Below are 18,729 nucleotides of genomic sequence, written 5' to 3'. Positions count from 1 at the left end.
TCCACTTTGGCGGCCATGCCCCCGGCCACCGGGCTGGCCGGCAAGGAAGCCCTCCCCCATGACGGGTCACCATCGCCAACAAAAATGGCCCCGCAGGGCCATATGACATAAAGGCGTGTCGCCTCAGGGCAGCGGCTGCAAGCCACTGCGGATGCGCTGGATCCCCGCCTCATAGCGACCATCCAGGCCGACCTGATCCTCGCGGGTATCGAAGATCTTGAGGAACCACATGTACTGACCGGGGTCGCGGCAGAGCTGCTGCTGCACCATGTCGTTCATCCGGCAGGTGTCGGCCATCACATCCTCGGTGGGATAGTTGTCAAACGGCGCGTCGATCTCCAGCCGGTAGCAGTGATTGGCCTCGTCATAGCAGGCCAGCAAGGGCACCGCCTTGGCGCCGCTCACCTGCACCAGTCGTGGCAACGCCGGCAGCGTCGCCTTGGGGTGCCCGAAGAAGGGGGCAAAGATGCTCTTCTCGCGGCCATGATCCTGATCCGGCAGGTAGAAGAAACTGCGACCGCCCTTGATGGTACGGATCACCGCCTTGATGCCGGCACTGCGCTCATAGACCCGGCAACCGTTGCGAGCACGGGCCCGATTGAGGTGCCAGTCAAAGACCGGGTTGCGTGCCCGCTTCATCATGGTGCACATGGGCACCCCGCGCCGGGTGAAGTAGTAACCGGCCGCATCCACCGGCCAGCTGTGGGGCACCACCAGGATCACCGGTCGGCCGGCGGCCTGCTCAGCTTCGATATGTTCCCAGCCGCTGACCTGCATCCGGCTCATCAGATAGGCGGGGCTGCGCACGGAGAACTCGCCAAAACCGAGCAGACTCTTGAGACCGACCCGGATCGAGGTCATCAGGATGGCGTCGCGTTCGGCCTCGCTCTTTTGCGGAAAACAGAGTGCCAGGTTGGTTCTGGCGATATAGATCTGCTTTTTCGAGATACGGAATACCAGCGGTGCCAGGGCGGCGGCGAGACGGTCGCGCAGACGGACCGGCACGAAGGCCAGCAGCATCAGTACGCCAAGCGCCAGCCAGCTGAGCCAATAGCGGGGATGCAGGAATCTGGCCTCGAAGCGGGTGTCAAACACGGGATCATGGGAAGACATGGATGGGGATCAAGCAAAGAAAATGGAGCTGCATTGTATTCGTCCTGACAGGTAATACCAGTGAAATTCATCATTGTCCCCCCAGGCTGGGCGCTGGCGCAAAAAATGGGGCGCCAACGGGCATGAATGGCACCTTTCGCTGCCAGAACCGGTACAAAAAGCGCTTCACCCGAGGGTGAAGCGCTTGGTCATTATCCGGTTGATGGCCCCTGTCTGCGGCAAGGTTGCTCATCAACGCCCCGTATCCCGGCTCTCGCCGTCTTCTGTTTAGCGGCGAACCATGCCGTGCGTCACCTCGTCGCTGCTACCGAGCGGCAGGAAGAACATCAGGTAGCGCAGGGCAACATAGCCGACGATCAGGGTGGCGGCGCCCAGCTCGAAGTGAGCCAGCAGCCGGATCTGCTCGACATACTCGGCCGCCTGGGGCCACTGCTCGACCAGGTGGCTCACCTTGAACAGGGCGGTAGCGCCGATCACCAGCGGGAAGGTGAAGGCGGCGTAGCCCGGTGAGAACGGCAGGCGCAGCAGCTTGATGAAGGCCAGATAGATGATGCCGGTCATCAGCACCGCAATCCCCAGCAGTACGGCCACCAGCAGCAGGGAGGGTTCCTCGCTCACGGTCAGGTAACCGGCCAGTGACAGGCTGGCGGGAGCTGCCAGGATGGCGATGGTCGGCTTGGCCGCATCCGGCACTTCATGGCTGAAGATGAGGCGATAGAGCATCAGCGGCAGCATCAGGCCGTAGCAGAGCATGCCGAACCAGAGCAGGCCGTTGGCCAGCGCCGCAAACTGACCGCCCGGGAAGGCGACGTCCGCGACTATGATCCCCACCGGCGGCACGAACCAGCTCGGTACCATGTGGTGTATTTCAAACTGTTTGGCCCGATGCCAGACGAAGGTTGCCAGGAACGCCAGGTGCAGCAGCACGGCAAACAGCCAGAGCCCCTCCCCCAGACCGGCGTCGAGCATGCCGACCGCCTTGGAGACCACCATGGTGCCCATGGCATAGGTGGGCACCACGCTGCCGACCACGGGGTGGGCCAGATCTTGCCACAGCAGGCGCGGGTGCAGCAGAAACTTGAAGGTCAGGATCACCAGCAGCACGGCGGCAATGGCGGCGCCCAGCAACTGCAGGCGGCCATCGAAGTGACCGGCATTTTCCCAGCACCAACCGAGACTGGCGATCCCGAGCGCCAGTCCTGCCATGGGGGTCGGAGCAGCGGCTAGGGATTGACGGGTTCTTGCGATCATGTCTGAAACCTCATGTGAGAGACGATGGGCATAGGATAATGAGCGGCCATCGTTTACGATATCTAAATGAATTAAATCAATCGTTCAGGATTTCAAAACATGAAGCTGACCCTGCAACAACTCAAGGTCTTTGCCACCATCGCTCGTTACGGCAATCTGGGACTGGCCGCCAATGAACTGTGCCTGAGCAAGGGTGCCGTCTCCCAATCATTGCAGGAGCTGGAGCGCCAGCTCGCCACCCCGCTGTTCGATCGCATTCACCCCAGATTGCAGCTCAACAACGAGGGGCGCCTGCTGCAACCGGCGGCCGAAGAGCTGCTGACCCGGATGCAGGACATCGAGACCCTGTTCAGCCCGGATGCCGAGCCGAGCGGTCAGCTGCGTCTGGGCGCCAGTCAGACCATCGGCAACTACCTGTTGCCGACCCTGCTCGCCACCAGCAAGCAGGAGCTGGGGCAGCCGCCCCGGGTCACCATCACCAATACCCACCAGCTCTGCCACCTGCTGGCCAACTTCGAGCTGGATCTGGCGCTGATCGAGGGGGAGAACCACCACCCGGACCTGGTCAGCGAGCCCTGGCTCCACGACGAGATGCTGATCGTGGCCCAGCCCGCTCACCCCCTCGCCGGCCGCAGCCGTCTCTCCCTCGCCCAGCTGAGCGATGAGACCTGGGTACTGCGAGAGCCCCAGTCCGGCAGCCGCGAACAGTTCGAGCAACAGATCCAGCCTGAACTGCCGCGCTGGCAAGCGGGGCTCGAACTCAACACCCTGGAGGCGGTGATGCTGGCGGTCGAGAAGGGGCTTGGCATCTCCTTCATTTCCCACCTGGCGGTGTCGGATCGGTTGCAAGCCGGCCGTCTGGTGGCCCTGCCCCTGACCCGTCGCTTCCCCCGTCAGCTCTCCCTCATCTGGCATCGGCAGAAGTATCACTCCGCCACCCTGCGCCGCTTTCTGCAATTTTGCCGTGCCCAAGAGGATGGGCTCTCCAGCCAGATCAGCAACACCTGAGCCAATGAGATGATCGGGCAACATATTGCCCTTGCCACCGGGGTATCGGCTGCAATAGAAGAGGGAGAGCCCAGGCTCTCCCTCTTTGTCATTCGGCCTTGTGACTCAGCGTTTCGCGGGCTGCAATCCCCGCTCGACCCAGCCCAGCACTTGTCTGCTCAGCGCCTGCGGCACCCAGGGCGAGTCGCTCAATCCTTGTCTGACGCAGGCGGCAAAGTGATCCGCCTCGTGCTGCATGCCGCCTCCCCCGACTGGCAGCGCGATATCGTGCGGCCAGGCTGGCAGGGGGTCGCCACCACGCCACACTATCTGCTGGGGATTCCACCACTTGCCCACCAGCTCCAGCGCCCAGCCGGGCCCGGACAGCCAGGCCGACTTGTCGAGATCCGCGACGATGGAGGCGGCCAGTTCGGCCTTGAGCGGGCCGGCAAAATCAAAGCGGGCAGCTTCATCCACCTCGCCCTCCTGGCGAGACAGCGTGACCTCCGGCTCACCCGCCGTCAGCCCGAGCTGGTGACACAGGGCGGCATAGAGCCAGAGCGAGTAGACCCCCACATCCCAGGCAGCGCCACCAGCCAGCGCCGGGTCGAACAGCTTGCCATCCCGCGCCTGCACCGAACCAAAGGCGGCCCGCAGCCTGTCGGGTGCCGGCAGGGCCGCAAGTCGCCCCAGCAATTCGCGCATGGCGGGGAAGCACATTACCTTCATCGCCTCCATCAACAGCAGGCCCCGCTCGGCGGCGAGCCGCACCAGCCGATCCCAATCCGCCACACTGGTCACCGCCGGTTTTTCCACCAGCACGTGCTTGCCCGCCAGCAGCATGAGTTCGATCAGGGCGGCATGCTCCGGATGGATCACCGCCACATAGACCGCCTCCACCTGAGGGCTGGCCGCCAGCGCCTGATAGCTACCATGGGCATGGGGCAACCCCTGTTCGTCGGCAAAGGCCTGCGCCCGCGCTTGATCACGGGCGGCGATCGCCACTACCCGGCTGCCACTGGCGTGCCCGTTCACATCCTGACAAAAACGGCGGGCAATGGCCCCCGCCCCGGCAACCCCCCAGCGCAGCGGCTGGTCGCTTGATCTCTGTTGCATCCCTGTTTCCTTATGCTGTCTGCCGGTCGGTCATCATGCCTTCGCCAGGCTGCGCAGCCAGCGGATCTCGTCACCCCAGATGGACTCGTCGATGGTCTCCAGGATCAGCGGAATGCCGTCGAAGCGCTGGTCATTCATGATGTGATGGAACACCGCCTCCCCCAGGTTCCCCTCGCGCAGGCTGTGGTGACGATCGACCCGGCTGCCGAAGGTGCACTTGGCGCCGTTGATATGCATCCCCTTGAGGTACTCGAACCCCACAATACGGTCGAAGTCGGCAAACACCGCCTCGCACCCCTCGGGGGTACGCAGATCATAACCGGCAGCAAAGGCGTGACAGGTGTCAAAGCAGATGCCGACCCGACTCTTGTCCTCTACCCCGTCGATGATGGTGGCCAGATGCTCGAACGACCAGCCGAGGTTGGTGCCCTGGCCAGCGGTATTTTCGATCACCGCCGTCACCCCCTGGCTGCGCTCCAGCGCCCAGTTGATGGATTCGCTCACCAGCTTGAGGCTGGCCGCCTCCGGGATCTGCTTCAGGTGGCTACCCGGATGAAAATTGAGGTAGCAGAGCCCCAGCTGTTCGCAGCGCTTCATTTCGTCCAGAAAGGCGTCACGGGACTTGGCGAGGCCGTCGGGGTCGGGATGACCCAGATTGATGAGGTAGCTGTCGTGGGGCAGGATCTGCTCGGGGCGAAAGCCCCCCTTCTCGCAGGCCAGCTTGAAGGCGCGGATGCTGGCCTCGGAGAGCGGCGCCGCCTGCCACTGGCGCTGATTCTTGGTAAACAGGGCGAAGGCATTGGCGCCAATGGCCTGGGCACGGGCGATGGTGTTCTCCACCCCACCGGCCCGCACTGACGTGGGCTCCGATAAATTTCATCTCATCTCCTCTGCACTGTTGCTGGGTCTGGCCGCGCAGCAAAGGGGCGGCCAACGTGGGCGCCATTATGCCAAGCTGCCCTCCTTGCGCCAAACCGGGATTGTCGATGGCGGCAATGGAAAAGGCGCCCGCAGGCGCCTTGGTGATGGCAGATGCCAAGCTAGCCCTCAATAGGCCAGACCGGCACCATAGGGATAGAGCGGGTTCGCGGAGTCCTTCGCCACGTCCGGGTGCTGGTTCTGCACCGCCTGCCAGCTGGAGGGCAGTTCGAAGGGCAGCTTGCCGCGTGCCTTCTGGGTGCCGCTCATGACATCAAACAGCGCCTGATCCAGGGCACCGAAGTTGGCGAGCAGCACCCGGGCCGCCGGGGCCACCTCGGTCAGGATGGCGGGTCTGTCCAGATAGACGGAGAGCACCATGGGCACCCCGGCCTGCTCGATGGCCTGGATGGCCGCATAGTCATCCGCGCCGCGGTAGACCCCATCGTGGGCAGTCTCCTGCACCACTTGATCATTGCTGGCAAAGCCGAGCTGGCCGAAGTGGATGCTGCCAAACGGGAAACGGGGATCCTGCTCACCCGGTGCGTTGACCCGCACGATAGCAAGCTCCGCCTGGGCCAGGCTCGTCACCACCGTATAGCCGTTGGCCCTGGCCACCTCGGCGTTGACATTGTGCAGGTAGACCCGTTTGCCGTCCGCCTTGAGCGGCAGCAGGGCTCCCTCGTTCTTCAGCAACACGTGGGACGCCGCTTGGGCGGCCTGGGCTTGCTGCTGGAACTCGGCCTTGCCCACCAGGGCCACCGCGGCCTGGGTATCCACATAGGGGTTCTCGAACAGTCCCAGGGCGAACTTCTGTTCCAGGATCCGCTCGGCCGAGGTGGTGATGGCCGCCTCGGTCACCAGGCCGCTCTGCACCGCCGCCAGCAAGGGGGCTGGGTCTTCAACGCCACCAAACTGATCCACCCCGGCGTCGATGGCCTTGGCATAACGCTCGGCCTTGGTGAGCTTCTCCACTCCCCAAGACATGCCAAAGGGCACGGTCCAGGGGCTCACCCCGGCATTGACTTCATCCTGGGTCAATCCCTGCTCGCAGCGGCTGTCACAGTCATTGACGATGCCCCAGTCGCTCAGCACCACGCCGTCAAACTTGAAGTGGCCCCGCAACAGATCCGTGATGATCTGGCGGTTGAAGCCAAACCCCACCTCCTCGACGGGCTGCCCATCCTGCGTCAGGCCCAGGGGCATGGCGTAATAGGGCATCACGGCCCCCACCCTGGCCTCGAAGGCGCCCTCGAAGGGCACCAGATGGTAGGCAAACTGGCCGCCGGGGTAGATCTGCTCCTTGCCCCAGGGGTTGTGGGCATCCAGCCCGTCCTTCTGGGGACCGGCCCCGGCGAAGTGCTTGACCACGGTGAGCACGCTCTCCTTGCCTATTCCCTGGTTCCCCTGCTGGAAGCCCTCGATGTAGGCCTTGACCAGAGACTTGGCGAGCAGGTTGTCTTCCCCGAAGGTACCGTTGATGCGCCCCCAGCGCGGCTCGGTCGCGAGATCCGCCTGGGGCGAGAGCGCCTCATGGATGCCGACGGCCCGGTACTCCTGACGGGCGATGTCGGCAAAGCGCTGCACCAGGTCGGCATCGCCGATGGCGGCGAGTCCCAGGGTCTCGGGCCACTGGGAGAAGGCCCCGGCACCGATGCTGGTGGCGTTGGGATCATGGGTGAAGTGGTTGCGGGGATCCGTGCTCACCGTCATGGGAATACCGAATCCCACCCCTTCCAGCAGGGCCTGCAGGGTGTTGTTGTCCGCGGCGATGGCCGCCGGATCCCCGGCCATGCGGGTGATGAAGGTGTTGACCCCGTCCTCGCGCAGCATCTTGTCCATGGCCGCGAGGTTCACCCGCCCCTTCCTGTCCAGCACCAGGGTGCCATGCATCATCAACCCCGCCTTCTGGGCCAGGGTGAGCCTGCCCACCAGATCCCGCGCCCGCTCGGCGGCGCCGAGGCGCCAGTCCTCGTAGGGGGTCAGGGTACCGTTGCCATCGAGATCCTTGAATTGCAGGCCATCCTGCTCGATCAAGGTGGCGGTGCGGTGGCCCAGAACCGGCTGCTCGGGCTTGGGAGTGGAGTCGTTGTCGTTGCACCCAGCCAGCAACAGGGCCCCGATGGTGAGTGCAACACGGATTCGGGAGAGCGAGTGGTGTTTCATTGTTGTTATCTTCCTTGTGTGTGTAGGAGTGGCCACTTTATGCAAAAGTGGCCCCCCCTCACTTGCCTGTCGGGTGCAGGAAGTTGCCGGTTGGGAGCAGCATCGAAAAGTGTGAAAAGGGTTGCAGGGTTACCCTTGGTTACATTTCAGAAACATGAAGCCGAACCTGGCTCACGGCAATTCATGGTCGTTGGCAGATGATGGTGGGCCACCGCTGACAAGGATTTTTGCCGTGAAGACAGTTTCCAACCGGATTGCCCTGCACTGCCTCAACCACTGTCAAAGAGAGGGACGGGATCCGGCCCAGCTCCTGCAAGAAGCCGGTATTGCCAGAGAAGAGTTGCTGCTCCCCCATGGGAGGATCGACGCCCAGCGCCACTTCCGGCTGCTGACCCAGGTCGCCCCCCATATGGATCTGGCCCACAAGTGGTCGCCACCCTCGCTCTCGGGGCTCTTTGCCGACTACCTGCCGCTGGCGAGCCTGTGCTGCAACGCCGCCAACCTGCGCCAGGCCCTGCACTTCTTTCTCGCCTACCGCCCTCTCATCGGCGAGTGCGATCGAATCGTCCTGCGGGAAGAAGAGGGAGAGGCCAGGCTCAGTTACCACTCGGAGTCCGATCATCCGGACGTCATCGCCATGAGCAGCCTGGCCAACCTTGGCCACCTTTATGCCCTGCTGCAGTTCTACCACCCGGGCCAGGGGCTGCTGGTGCTGCCCACCCCGGTGCGGCCCAAGCTATGGCGCGAGCTGGCAAGCTGGCTGGGGGAGCGGCTGCAACGGGGAGAGCGCTTTGAACTTCGCTTCCCCGCATCCTTGCTCGATCTCGCTCACGGGCAGTGCAACCTTCCCCTGCAACCCCTGCTGCTGGGGGAGCTCGATGGCCAGATGCGGCTGCTGCGCCCGAGCAGCCACTATCGGGAGCGGGTGCTTGGGCTCATCCGGCAGCGGCTCTGGCAGGAGTGCGTCGATTCGCCCACCCTGCTGGCAGGGGTCTGCGACGCCCTCAGACTGACCCGCTGGACCCTCAACCGCCATCTGCGCGAGGAAGGGTGCCACTTCTCGGCCCTACTGGAGCAGGTAAGACGTGAGGAGGCCTGTCGTCTGCTGCAAGACCCCACCCTGCAGCTACAGGAGGTGGGCGGACGCCTCGGGTTTGCCAGCCAGAGCAGCTTCAGCCGCTTCTTCAGGGAGGCGTTTGCCCTCTCGCCGAGGGAATTTCGTTCAAGGCGCAGCCGACTCTGACTCCCCGGCCAGGGCCCTGGCAAGCAGCTCTGCCAGCCAATGGATGAACGCCTGCACCCGGGGGGCCAGCTGGCGGCGATGGGCATAGAGGGCGTGAATGGGCAGCGGGGGCGCCTGCCACGTTGGCAGAATGGCCACCAGCTCGCCACTGGCCAGCAGTGGCTCCACCCCGACTCGCGGCAACTGGATGATGCCAAGCCCGGCCAGCGCCGCCGCCAGATAGGATTCGCTGTCGTTCACCGTGAGCGCTCCGCTCATTGACAGCACGGCGCGCGAGCCATCCGCCTGCAGATACTCGAAACCGCTCTCCCTGGGCCCGCTGCCACCGCCGTAGTGCACCAGCCGATGGCCGCTCAGCTCGCTCAGGTTACGCGGTGTCCCATGGCGGGCCAGGTAGCCAGCGCTGGCACAGTTGATCTGACGGTAGTGGCCGAGGGGGCGTGCCACCAGGCTGGAGGGCTCGAGTGCCCCGACCCGGATCACGCAGTCAAAGCCCTCCCGCACCAGATCGACCCGCCGGTCCGTGCTGCTCAGCAGCAGTTGCAGGTCGGGGTGGGCCGCAAGCCAGGCGGGCAGCGCCGGGATCACCAGATGGCGGGCCATCCGGCTCGGCATGTCCACCCGCAGCTGGCCACTCAGCTGCCCTTGCTGGCGAAACAGCCCGTTGAACTCCTCCATGTCCGCCAACAGATCCTGGCAGCGGGCGTAGCAGAGCTTGCCATCCGGGGTCAGTTGAACCCGCCGGGTGGTGCGCTGCAACAAACGGGTGCCCATCTGCTCCTCCAGCCGCCGAATGGTCGCCGAGAGCGTCGCCTTGGGGATACCTAACTGTTCGGCACTGCGGGTAAAGCTCTCCAGCTCCGCCACCCGCACAAACATCCTCATCGCATCCAGTTGATCCATGCCGCTATTGTCTCGCCAATTGGAACAGTGCATTCATTATCGCCGCATTTATCCAATCAACAACGAACAATAGAGTGATCACACCGGCTCATCCCGAGCGCATTACCCACAGACAGGAGTCCCCTCATGGCCCACCCCATCGCACTCATCACCGGCGCCAGCCGCGGTCTTGGCAAACAGGCGGCGCTGGCCCTCGCCGCCCGCGGCGTCGATCTCATCATCACCTATCGCAGTCAGGCCGATGAAGCGGCGGCCGTGGTGGCCGAGGCGATCGCACTCGGCGTCCAGGCCCACGCCCTCCCCCTCGATGTGGCCGACAGCAGCAGCTTTGCCACCTTCGCCCGCCAGGTACAGGAGCTGCTGAGCGCATGGCAGCGCCAGCAGATCGATTTTCTGGTCAACAACGCCGGCATCGGCATTCACGCCAGCATAGAGCAGACCACCGAACAGCAGTTCGATACCCTGTTCAACATTCACCTGAAGGGAGTGTTCTTTCTGACGCAACAGCTGTTGCCGCTGATCCGCGATGGCGGGCGCATCCTCAATCTGTCGAGCGGGCTCACCCGCTTTGCGCTGCCCGGTTATGCCGCCTATGCGGCCATGAAGGGGGTGTCGAAGTGCTGACCCGCTACCTGGCCAAGGAGCTGGGGCCGCGCGGCATCGCCGTCAACGTGGTGGCGCCGGGGGCCATCGAGACCGACTTTGGCGGGGGGTGGTGCGGGACAATCAGGCCGTCAACGACTTCATCGCCAGTCAGACCGCCTTGGGACGGGTGGGCCAACCGGAAGACATAGGTGGCGTGATTGCCGCCCTGCTCTCCCCTGACAGCCGCTGGATCAATGCCCAGCGGATTGAGGCCTCGGGCGGCATGTTCCTCTAAACCTGCCTGCACAGAGGATACCCCCTGCCAACAGAGGCAGCTCGTCAGTGGCTTGAACTGATTTCAGGAGCCTGCCCGCAGGCGGCACACAGCGCCTGCGGCAGATGGGTGGCCAACGTCTCGACCACGGCGATGTCAACCCGGTTCTGACTGGCCAGTTGCTGTAAAAAGTCGAGCGCCTGCCCGGCGCTCAACCCCTCCCGGTAAGGTCTGTTCTGCACCATGGCCTGGAAGATGTCGGCCACCCGCAGGATCCTCGCCTCCAGCGGCATCGCTTCGGCGGTGAGGTGGAAAGGGTAGCCGCAGCCATTGGGCTCTTCATGGTGATAGGAAGCCCACAGGGCGATGGCCTCGAAGCCGTCGATATGGCGCAGGATCTGATAGGTCTCGAAACTGTGGGTATTGATGATGGCCCGCTCCCGCTCATCGAGCTTTCCTGCCTTGTCGAGGATTTCGTCGGGTACCCGCAGTTTACCGAGATCGTGCAGCAGTCCCGCAATCTCCAGCTGCTCGCAGCGTCCCTCGTCAATGCCCATCAGCTCGGCCAGCAGCCGGGCCAATCTTGCCACGCCGAGGGAGTGAGCCACGGTAAAGGGGCTCTTGGCATCGACGATGGCCGAGAAGATCCGTGCCAGCTGCTTGAGCTCACCGTTGCTGGTGAGACAAGGCTCCCGCTCGCTCAGCATGTCGCGCATGTAGTCGGTGATGGCGCGCCCCTCCAGTTGCAGCCAGAACGCCTCCGAGCGGGAAGCAGAGAGGAAGCCCGCCACCAGCTCGGGATCGAAAAACTCGCCGGCACACGCCTCGATCCGTTGCCGGATCTCATGGGTGTGCATCAACAGGGAGCCGTCGCCGTAATGTGGCGCCGCCAGGGCATCCACCCGGTCGACCAGGAAAATGAGGTTGGCCTGGCGCATCACGCTGGCCGCCAATCCTGGCGTTTGCAGCAGCTGGTGCCAGTGGGTGTGGTGATAACGGATGGGTTCCGCCAGGGGCGCCAGCGGCGGAAAGTCCTTGAGCAGGGTATAACCAACCTCGCAATGGCGTTGGGAGGACTCCCAGTCAAATTCACTGACCAGATGACAATGAATAAAGGTGGAAGAGACCCCGATGTCATGCAGCACCCCCAGCTCGAACAGGCAGGCTCGCTCGCTGTCACTCGCCCCCAGTGCCTTGCCACACTCGGCAGCCATGATGCCTACCCGCTTGCCATGCGCCACATCGCCAATGCCGACCAGATCCAGCGACGCCGACAAGGCATATACCACCTGGCGCAAGTCAACCTGCTGGGAAATAAGCTCACCGCTGCGGGTGTGAGGAGTGTTGCTGTTCATGATGCGCTTCCACCTCTGCCAACGTGACACATCCTGTGTCTGGATCCGGATAAACACCTTGAATTTAAATCAGGATGTGGACCCCAGGGGGCGCCTCACCGCGGCACCCACATCTAATTGACAAAAGTATGAGTTGGATCAATCTGGCAAGGTACGTGCCGGTTGTGTAATGGTTGTAAATGAAATGAGGCTTTGTGGTTACCTTAAACCATCAGTAATATTCATTCGGAAATGGTCTATGGTTAGAGCGAAACGGCCTCAACTGGCTGGATATCAATAAGTTGCCCATGAAGGAGTCAAACATGAAAGCGCTAACCCTCCCCCTGTTTTACCTCTTGTCTTTACTGTTTTGCAGTCAGGCCTACAGCGCCGATGAGGTCATCCTCAGCGTCGCCGCCAAGGGTTGCTGCAACAACGCCGGCAAGATGGAGTACAGCCGCGCCCAGTTGCAGGCGCTGCCGCAAGCCAGCGTCACCACCACCACCCCCTGGACCAAAGGCCCCCATGTCTATCGCGGCGTCCTGCTCAAAACCGTACTCGATACCCTCGGCATCAGCGCCGACAAGATAAAAGTGATGGCTCAGAACGACTACTTCGCCGTGATCCCGCGAGAAGATGCCGAGAAATACCCCGTACTGCTGGCTATCGAGGAAGATGGCAAGGCACTGACGCTGCGCAACAAGGGCCCGGTCTGGGTCATCTACCCCCTGTCGGATCACCCTGAGCTGGATATCGAGCAATATCACAGCCTGATGGTGTGGCAAGTCATCAAACTTGAAGGGATGTAATGATGATCAAGGGCAAGTTCATCTCCCTTGCCTTCATCATGGTCTCCTTTATGGGGGTGACCATCTGGTCACTCTTTAATTACGATCGGGCATTCAGCGAGCTGGTGAAATACAACCAGCTCTCTGCCTGGTCTTTAGCTCAACTGGAGCTGGAGCTACACAGCTTCGAAGAGCAGCTGTCGCTGTATCGCAGCGGTGAATCCGATGCCGCGCAGCTGAACAAGGCCTATGACATCGCCTGGAACCGGCTGGACATCTTCCTGACCGGTCAGGAGACGGCCCTCATTCGCGAGCGCTTCAACGCCAGCGAGAAGGTCAACACCTTCTTTGAGTTGATCAAGGAGTATGAGCAGGACGTCGTTACTCCTGCGCCAGATGCCCCCCGACTGGCCGAGATGGACAACAGAATGAACAAGCTGCTGCCTTCCATCCGGGATCTGATGGTGATGAACTTCACCGGCCCCTCTGCCATCAAACAACGCCAGGAGCTGCAGCAGACCAGAGAAGGCCATGTTCTGGTCCTGATCGCCCTGCTGGCCATTGGTCTGCTCATCCTGTTCGTGGTCTCCCGGGAGATGAAGCTGCAGCACTTTTTGGCCTGGAATGACCCGCTGACCCTGCTGCCCAACCGGGCCGCCTTCATTGCCCGGCTGACGCGGCTGGCCAAGGGCAAGCAGCCCGACGACTGTACCCTGACCATCTGCCTGATCGATCTGAACAACTTCAAAGAGGTCAACGACAGCCTAGGCTATGCCGCCGGGGATGAACTGCTCACCATGGTGGCCAACCAGCTCAGAGAGTATGCGCAAAACCAGACCTTCATCGCCCGCATGGGCGGCGATGAATTTGCCCTCTTCATTTATGGCGCCATGCCCATCGAACACCGTGTTCCCTACCTTGTCCGACTGCTCGATGAATTGAAGCCCATCGTCTTTCAGGCCGATCCGGCGCACCGGGTGCATGTCAGCATGGGAATAAGCCAACACCCCATCACGGCACACAAAATCGAGGAGCTGATCCTGTTCGCCGACATTGCTCTCGCCAATGCCAAAAAGCTCAAGGAGAACCACCTGCAGGTGTTCAACCACCAGATGTTCGAGCACTACAGTCGCAACCGGAAACTGGCCGCCGAGCTGCGTGAACATTTGAATATCATCTCCAACAGCAGCCTCTACCTGCACTATCAGCCGGTGATAAAACCGGGCAATGCCTACAACATGGGGGCGGAGGTGCTGATCCGCTGGCATCACCCCGAATACGGCTTCATCAACCCGCTGGACATCATCGCCATGGCGGAGGAGAACGGCCTCGGCGAGCTGCTTGGCAAATGGATATTCAGCCGGGTCAACCACGACATGTCGCAACTGCCGGCCAGCTTCGTGGACAAGCTGGAGCTGGCCATCAACCTCTCCAACTCCATGTTCACCCCGGCCCTGTTCCACCAGGTCAACGAGATGCTGCAACAGAGCCCGCTGCGCGCCGAACAACTCATTCTGGAGCTGACCGAGACCATCGCACTCGACGATCTACCGCTCAGCCAGCGCATCTTCAAGGAGCTCAAACACATCCACGTGCGCATCGCGCTGGATGATTTCGGGACCGGCTGGTCCTCCTTCTCCTATCTGATGTCCCTGAGCTTTGACAAGCTCAAGATTGACAAGTCCTTCGTCAGCAACATCGAGACCGACCCGCGGCAATTCATGTTCGTCGAGTCCATCACCAAGCTATCCCATCAGCTGGGGCTGGTGGTGGTGGCCGAGGGGGTGGAGAGCCTGCATGAACTGCAGCAACTGGCCCATATCGGGGTGGACGAGATCCAGGGCTACTACTACTCCAAGCCGCTCTCCCCTGCCGAATTCTTCATCTATGCCATGACCCATCTGGCCCACAACGCCGAAGAGAGTATGGACGCCAGCTATCACTGACCTCACATCCCGTGGCAGGCCCCCCTCTTTCGTCTCACCGTATCGTTCCCACCAAAAACAACAGGCCCCGCTGGTAGGCGGAGCCTGTCAAAGTACTGCTGATTTGCTTAGAGCGTTTTGCCGCCCGAGCTTATGACCGCCTGGTACCAGTAGAAGCTGTCCTTCTTGAGCCGACGCAGGGAGCCGCCCTGCTCGTCACGCTCAACGAAGACGAAGCCGTAGCGCTTCTGGTAGCCGTTGAGCCAGCTCAGAATGTCGGTGAACGACCAGGCACAATAGCCCAGCAGTTCCACCCCGTCCTGCAGCGCCTCCTGGCACGCCTTGACGTGGCTGCGCAGATAGTCGATGCGGTAGTCGTCGTGCACCCGATCTCCCTCTGCCAGCTTGTCGAACTCGCCGAGGCCGTTCTCGGTGATCATCAGCGGCAAACCGTAGCGGGAAGAGAGCCGGCGCAGGGCAATGCGCATCCCGGTCGGGTCGATGGCCCAGTCCCAGTTGCTGGTTTCAAGGTGCGGGTTGGGGGCCGTCTTATAGAGGCCGGGAATGCCGCTCGAGGGGGTGGTGCCCTTCTGCCCCGTGGTGTTGATGCGCTGCAGGGTCTGGCCGCCGAGCGGATTGTCGGTGAAGGTCAGGGTGTAGTAGTAGTTGACGCCGATGTAATCGGGCATCCCTTCCCGCAGCAGCTCGAGATCGCCGGGCAGGATATCTGGCGCTTCGCCGTTCTCCCGCAGGTAAGCGAGCGCCGCCTGCGGATAGCGGCCAAAACAGTAAGCATCGAGCCACCAGAGGTTGGTGAACTCCTCGGCGTTTTCAAACGCCAGCATGTCTTTGGGATCGCACGACGCCGGATAGGCGGGTGAATAGGCAAAGCTCGGGCCAATCAAGCCGTTCGGTACATACTGGCGAAATGCCTTGATGACCCGGGCGTTGGCCAAAAACGCGATGTGGTTGGCGGCAAAGAAGCGCTTGCGGTCCTGCACTGCGGGCGGATGGGTGCCGAGCTGATAGGCGTTGGTCAGGTTGTAGTTCTGCTCGTTGAGCGACACCCAATATTTCACCTTACCGGCAAAGCGCTGATAGAGGGTCACGCAGTAGCGCTCGAAATCTTCGATGATGCGTCGGTCTTCCCAGCCGCCGTACTCATCCTGCAGCGCCTGGGGCAGATCCCAGTGATAGAGGGTGAGCACCGGTTCTATCTGATGCGCCAGCAGGGTGTCGATGAGTTTCTCGTAAAAGGCCAGCCCCGCCTCGTTCACCTCGCCGCGGCCGGTCGGGTAGATGCGCGGCCAGCTCACCGAGAAGCGGTAGGCCTTGAGCCCCATTTCCGCCATCAGCGCCACGTCCTCCTCCATGCGATGATAGTGATCCACCGCCACGTCGCCATTACTTCCCTCAAAGGTCTTGCCCGGCAGCTTGGTGAACAGATCCCACACCGAGGGACCCTTGCCATCGGCGTTCCAGGCCCCTTCCACCTGGTAGGCGGCGGAGGCGGCGCCCCACAGAAAATCGGCGGGGAAGTCGTTGAACTTGTGGTGATGCATCTGGGGTTGCTCCTTCTGCGGCGGTGGCACCTGCCACCTCTATCGCGCCGACTGGCGGCGCCCAATGGAATTGGCATAAGCATCGAACAGTTATAAAATTCCGTCCAATGACAAATTAAACCATTCAACATTCCAAACAGGAATCATAGGAGCCGGGATGGAGTTACGGGATCTGAAAGCCTTCGTTACCCTGGGAGAAGTGCTGCACTTCGGTCAGGCAGCGGTGCGCCAGCACGTCACCCAGTCGGCCCTGAGCAAGCAAATACGGCGGCTGGAAGAGGAGCTGGGCGGCGAGCTGTTCGAGCGCAATGCCAGCAGTACCCGCCTCACCGTGCTGGGGCGGGCCCTTTATCAGGATGCCAGCGCGTTGGTGGCGGCCAGCGAGCAACTCGGTCGCACCGCCCGTGACGTGCTGGCAGGCAACAGCGGCACCCTGCGCATCGGCTTTGGCGTTGCCACCAAGATCCTGGTGCCCGCCGCCATCGCCCGTTTTCGCACCGAACGCCCGCAGGTCACCATAGAGCTCAACGATCTCTCTACTCACCACCAGTTGCTGGCTCTGAGCGAGGGCAAGCTGGATCTGGGTTTTTGCCGCCTGCCCGCGCCCAAGGGATGGCACTGTCTGCCGGTGGTGCGGGCGCACTTTGTCGCCGTGCTGCCGGCCAGCTACGCTGGCGTGAACGAACTGGAAGATCTGGTGGACAAACCGCTGGCTATTTTGCGCCGGGACAAGGCCCCCTCGTTTTATGATCACCTGATGAACTATCTGGCCCAGAGCGGGCTGCGCTTTCGCGATATCCAGTACGTCAACGACTTCGCCGCCGGCGTCGCCACCGCCGCCGCCGACATCGCCTGGACCCTGGTGCCCTCCTCCACCACCATAGAACACCCGGATGTGCTGACCCTGCCACTGCGTGATGCCGAGGCGAGCTGGATCATCGGCCTCATCCGCCCGCCCCACAGCAAGGGCCCGCTCATCGACGCCTTCTGGCAAATTGTCGCCGAGTTGAGTGAGCCTACTCCCACGCTGCAAGCGGGGCTTTCTTCAGAGCAGGCATGAGCCAGCTGGCGTTATGGCCAGCTCTTGTCTCTTCACCTGATACATAGGTTCAAAACTAACCCGTTGCTTCGTGATAGCGCTGACATCTCTTTGCCATGGCCACAATATCAAGAAGTTCATACCAACATTGCGAAAACGATGGGCCACCTTGCACTAGGATCGGAAAACATGCGAAGAGGGTTATTGGTTCAGTTAAAAGGCATCTTATCCCACCATATCAAAAGTCACCAAGATGCCGAAATTGATGTAATAGACTACCTAATTTTACTTTCTGCTTGCAGCAGACTCCCACATGATTCGCCATAAAATAGTTCTCTTTTCATGATAAGGGTTCTGGAACAGTCAAGGCGTAGGAAAATATCAATACTCACTATTTTTTAGCCTGTCTTTCAGTTTGAATTCAGCCTTAAATAAACAACGTAGCTTTCACATCTGGACATGCAAACGATTTTGCCATCTAAACTTGTGTCCGGGATGACTAAATCAATACAGTTATATTTTTTGATTAAGCACCATAACACATTGAAATGAATCGGTTTTAATCTATACCGGGGTGACCACTCATTGCTCGACATCGAGTTGGATGATATTGATGCAAGTCATCGTAGTGGCTATAGAAGAATACTTACTTATGTATCAATGCTGTCAGCTGATCATTTCACTCTGATAGTGCAGTATGGATACTGATTTTCAATCAATATATTTACGACATAGCATGCGAATGCACTCTAAGCCACCACATGGGCTTTTATGAAAAAAGATGTTGAGTAATTATATCAACTATTAGTGATTCGTCGTATGCACTATTAAATATGAAGACACACTTGCCAAATGAATCCAAGCCAGTCTATTCTCTAAAAGAGCGCTTGCTACTCTCCTGCAGTAAATGGATTTAGGCGCCATTATCTTGTTCAAGGAGAAAAACATGGATCCTTTTCTCGGTGAAATTCGCCTGTTCCCCTGGGGCTGGGCACCTGAAGGCTGGCTCGCTTGCGAGGGCCAGGTCCTGCCGTTCCAAAGCAATGTGGCGCTGGCCTCCCTGCTGGGCAATACCTATGGTGGCAATGGCAGCACCACCTTCGGCCTGCCGGACCTGCGTGGCCGGGTCGCCTTGGGGCAGAACGTCCAGGCCTCGCCTGTCGCTCCGATCATGGACACCCATGCACGGGGCACCATGGGCGGTAGCGAAACCGTGACGATGCCGCAAAACTCGCTGCTCGCCCACACCCATACCACCCATGTCTCGAACACCCCCGGCAACGCTGGCCCCGCCGGCAACATCCCTGCCATCAGCTCCAACTCCCTAGGCGCGGTTTCGAAACCGACCTACACCTCGGAGGACGCCGCGGACAGTGTGCTGGTGTCCTTGATCAGCACCACTGTCGTTCCAACCCAGGGCTTGCCCATGCCGAACATGCAGCCTTCGATCGTGGGCTATTTCTGCATCGCCACGACCGGCTACTACCCACCGCGGCCTTAACGGCAGTTAACAGACCCTCAAGCA

Annotated in this window: 13 protein-coding genes and 2 pseudogenes; 7 read left to right on the top strand and 8 right to left on the bottom strand. The window is 61.2% G+C overall.

Annotated features, from left to right (window positions below; all coding sequences use genetic code 11):
* Positions 1–123: 123 nt before the first annotated feature.
* Both lpxM and ACPDZI_RS09855 read right to left on the bottom strand, forming a co-directional pair.
* Positions 124–1,113 carry a lauroyl-Kdo(2)-lipid IV(A) myristoyltransferase gene (lpxM, locus tag ACPDZI_RS09860; protein WP_438834446.1) on the bottom strand — a complete coding sequence of 330 codons (990 nt, stop codon included), beginning with the start codon at positions 1,111–1,113 and terminating at the stop codon, positions 124–126.
* 267 nt (positions 1,114–1,380) lie between these two features.
* On the bottom strand, positions 1,381–2,364 hold the full coding sequence (locus ACPDZI_RS09855) for a TDT family transporter (RefSeq protein WP_049049424.1): 984 nt from the start codon (positions 2,362–2,364) through the stop codon (positions 1,381–1,383).
* A 99-nt stretch (positions 2,365–2,463) separates the two neighbouring features.
* Here ACPDZI_RS09855 and ACPDZI_RS09850 point away from each other — a divergent pair, with 99 nt between their 5' ends.
* Positions 2,464–3,372: a LysR substrate-binding domain-containing protein gene (locus tag ACPDZI_RS09850; protein ID WP_029300743.1), complete on the top strand. Its 909-nt coding sequence runs from the start codon at positions 2,464–2,466 to the stop codon at positions 3,370–3,372.
* Positions 3,373–3,477: 105 nt separating this feature from the next.
* Here ACPDZI_RS09850 and ACPDZI_RS09845 read toward each other — a convergent pair whose 3' ends face one another.
* The 3 genes and pseudogenes from ACPDZI_RS09845 to ACPDZI_RS09835 form a co-directional block, all read right to left on the bottom strand.
* Positions 3,478–4,467, bottom strand: a complete 990-nt coding sequence (locus ACPDZI_RS09845; RefSeq protein ID WP_438834445.1) for a Gfo/Idh/MocA family protein — start codon at positions 4,465–4,467, stop codon at positions 3,478–3,480.
* Between the two features lie 33 nt (positions 4,468–4,500).
* Positions 4,501–5,347, bottom strand: a pseudogene (gene nfo, locus ACPDZI_RS09840) (deoxyribonuclease IV).
* A gap of 167 nt (positions 5,348–5,514) precedes the next feature.
* Entirely contained in the window at positions 5,515–7,551 is a 2,037-nt protein-coding gene (locus tag ACPDZI_RS09835) for a glycoside hydrolase family 3 protein (protein ID WP_438834444.1), read from the bottom strand.
* Between the two features lie 232 nt (positions 7,552–7,783).
* On the opposite strand from ACPDZI_RS09835, the gene ACPDZI_RS09830 reads away from it, so the two are divergent.
* Positions 7,784–8,794 carry a helix-turn-helix transcriptional regulator gene (locus ACPDZI_RS09830; protein ID WP_268015082.1) on the top strand — a complete coding sequence of 337 codons (1,011 nt, stop codon included), beginning with the start codon at positions 7,784–7,786 and terminating at the stop codon, positions 8,792–8,794.
* On the opposite strand, the gene ACPDZI_RS09825 is transcribed toward ACPDZI_RS09830, so the two are convergent.
* The gene (locus tag ACPDZI_RS09825) at positions 8,774–9,697 is read right to left on the bottom strand and encodes a LysR family transcriptional regulator (protein ID WP_438834443.1); all 924 of its coding nucleotides are present in this window, start codon (positions 9,695–9,697) and stop codon (positions 8,774–8,776) included. The genes ACPDZI_RS09830 and ACPDZI_RS09825 overlap by 21 nt on opposite strands.
* Positions 9,698–9,823: 126 nt before the next feature.
* On the opposite strand from ACPDZI_RS09825, the pseudogene ACPDZI_RS09820 reads away from it, so the two are divergent.
* Positions 9,824–10,577 (top strand): annotated as a pseudogene (locus tag ACPDZI_RS09820) (SDR family NAD(P)-dependent oxidoreductase).
* A 44-nt stretch (positions 10,578–10,621) separates the two neighbouring features.
* On the opposite strand, the gene ACPDZI_RS09815 reads toward ACPDZI_RS09820, so the two are convergent.
* Positions 10,622–11,911 carry an HD-GYP domain-containing protein gene (locus ACPDZI_RS09815; RefSeq protein WP_168967380.1) on the bottom strand — a complete coding sequence of 430 codons (1,290 nt, stop codon included), beginning with the start codon at positions 11,909–11,911 and terminating at the stop codon, positions 10,622–10,624.
* A gap of 302 nt (positions 11,912–12,213) precedes the next feature.
* On the opposite strand from ACPDZI_RS09815, the gene ACPDZI_RS09810 reads away from it, so the two are divergent.
* Entirely contained in the window at positions 12,214–12,699 is a 486-nt protein-coding gene (locus tag ACPDZI_RS09810) for a molybdopterin-dependent oxidoreductase (RefSeq protein WP_168967378.1), read from the top strand.
* Positions 12,699–14,624, top strand: a complete 1,926-nt coding sequence (locus tag ACPDZI_RS09805; RefSeq protein WP_168967376.1) for a putative bifunctional diguanylate cyclase/phosphodiesterase — start codon at positions 12,699–12,701, stop codon at positions 14,622–14,624. Before ACPDZI_RS09810 ends, ACPDZI_RS09805 begins: the two co-directional genes overlap by 1 nt.
* A 107-nt stretch (positions 14,625–14,731) precedes the next feature.
* On the opposite strand, the gene ACPDZI_RS09800 is transcribed toward ACPDZI_RS09805, so the two are convergent.
* On the bottom strand, positions 14,732–16,165 hold the full coding sequence (locus tag ACPDZI_RS09800; RefSeq protein ID WP_438834442.1) for a glycoside hydrolase family 1 protein: 1,434 nt from the start codon (positions 16,163–16,165) through the stop codon (positions 14,732–14,734).
* A 157-nt stretch (positions 16,166–16,322) separates the two neighbouring features.
* Here ACPDZI_RS09800 and ACPDZI_RS09795 point away from each other — a divergent pair, with 157 nt between their 5' ends.
* Both ACPDZI_RS09795 and ACPDZI_RS09790 read left to right on the top strand, forming a co-directional pair.
* A complete protein-coding gene (locus ACPDZI_RS09795) occupies positions 16,323–17,225 on the top strand; it encodes a LysR substrate-binding domain-containing protein (RefSeq protein WP_438834441.1) in 903 nt (300 codons plus the stop codon).
* A gap of 925 nt (positions 17,226–18,150) precedes the next feature.
* The gene (locus ACPDZI_RS09790) at positions 18,151–18,705 is read left to right on the top strand and encodes a phage tail protein (RefSeq protein WP_076360656.1); all 555 of its coding nucleotides are present in this window, start codon (positions 18,151–18,153) and stop codon (positions 18,703–18,705) included.
* Positions 18,706–18,729: the final 24 nt, after the last annotated feature.

This window comes from Aeromonas oralensis, assembly GCF_049665575.1.
Lineage (GTDB): Bacteria > Pseudomonadota > Gammaproteobacteria > Enterobacterales > Aeromonadaceae > Aeromonas > Aeromonas hydrophila.
The sequence above is the reverse complement of the archived record's forward strand: the minus strand, read 5'-3'. Positions and strand labels throughout refer to the sequence as shown.

Coding starts and splice junctions, on each gene's coding strand:
- lpxM (WP_438834446.1), bottom strand. CDS start 1,113: ATGTCTTCCCATGATCCCGTGTTTGACACCCGCTTCGAGGCCAGATTC.
- ACPDZI_RS09855 (WP_049049424.1), bottom strand. CDS start 2,364: ATGATCGCAAGAACCCGTCAATCCCTAGCCGCTGCTCCGACCCCCATG.
- ACPDZI_RS09850 (WP_029300743.1), top strand. CDS start 2,464: ATGAAGCTGACCCTGCAACAACTCAAGGTCTTTGCCACCATCGCTCGT.
- ACPDZI_RS09845 (WP_438834445.1), bottom strand. CDS start 4,467: ATGCAACAGAGATCAAGCGACCAGCCGCTGCGCTGGGGGGTTGCCGGG.
- ACPDZI_RS09835 (WP_438834444.1), bottom strand. CDS start 7,551: ATGAAACACCACTCGCTCTCCCGAATCCGTGTTGCACTCACCATCGGG.
- ACPDZI_RS09825 (WP_438834443.1), bottom strand. CDS start 9,697: ATGGATCAACTGGATGCGATGAGGATGTTTGTGCGGGTGGCGGAGCTG.
- ACPDZI_RS09815 (WP_168967380.1), bottom strand. CDS start 11,911: ATGAACAGCAACACTCCTCACACCCGCAGCGGTGAGCTTATTTCCCAG.
- ACPDZI_RS09810 (WP_168967378.1), top strand. CDS start 12,214: ATGAAAGCGCTAACCCTCCCCCTGTTTTACCTCTTGTCTTTACTGTTT.
- ACPDZI_RS09805 (WP_168967376.1), top strand. CDS start 12,699: ATGATGATCAAGGGCAAGTTCATCTCCCTTGCCTTCATCATGGTCTCC.
- ACPDZI_RS09800 (WP_438834442.1), bottom strand. CDS start 16,165: ATGCATCACCACAAGTTCAACGACTTCCCCGCCGATTTTCTGTGGGGC.
- ACPDZI_RS09795 (WP_438834441.1), top strand. CDS start 16,323: ATGGAGTTACGGGATCTGAAAGCCTTCGTTACCCTGGGAGAAGTGCTG.
- ACPDZI_RS09790 (WP_076360656.1), top strand. CDS start 18,151: ATGGATCCTTTTCTCGGTGAAATTCGCCTGTTCCCCTGGGGCTGGGCA.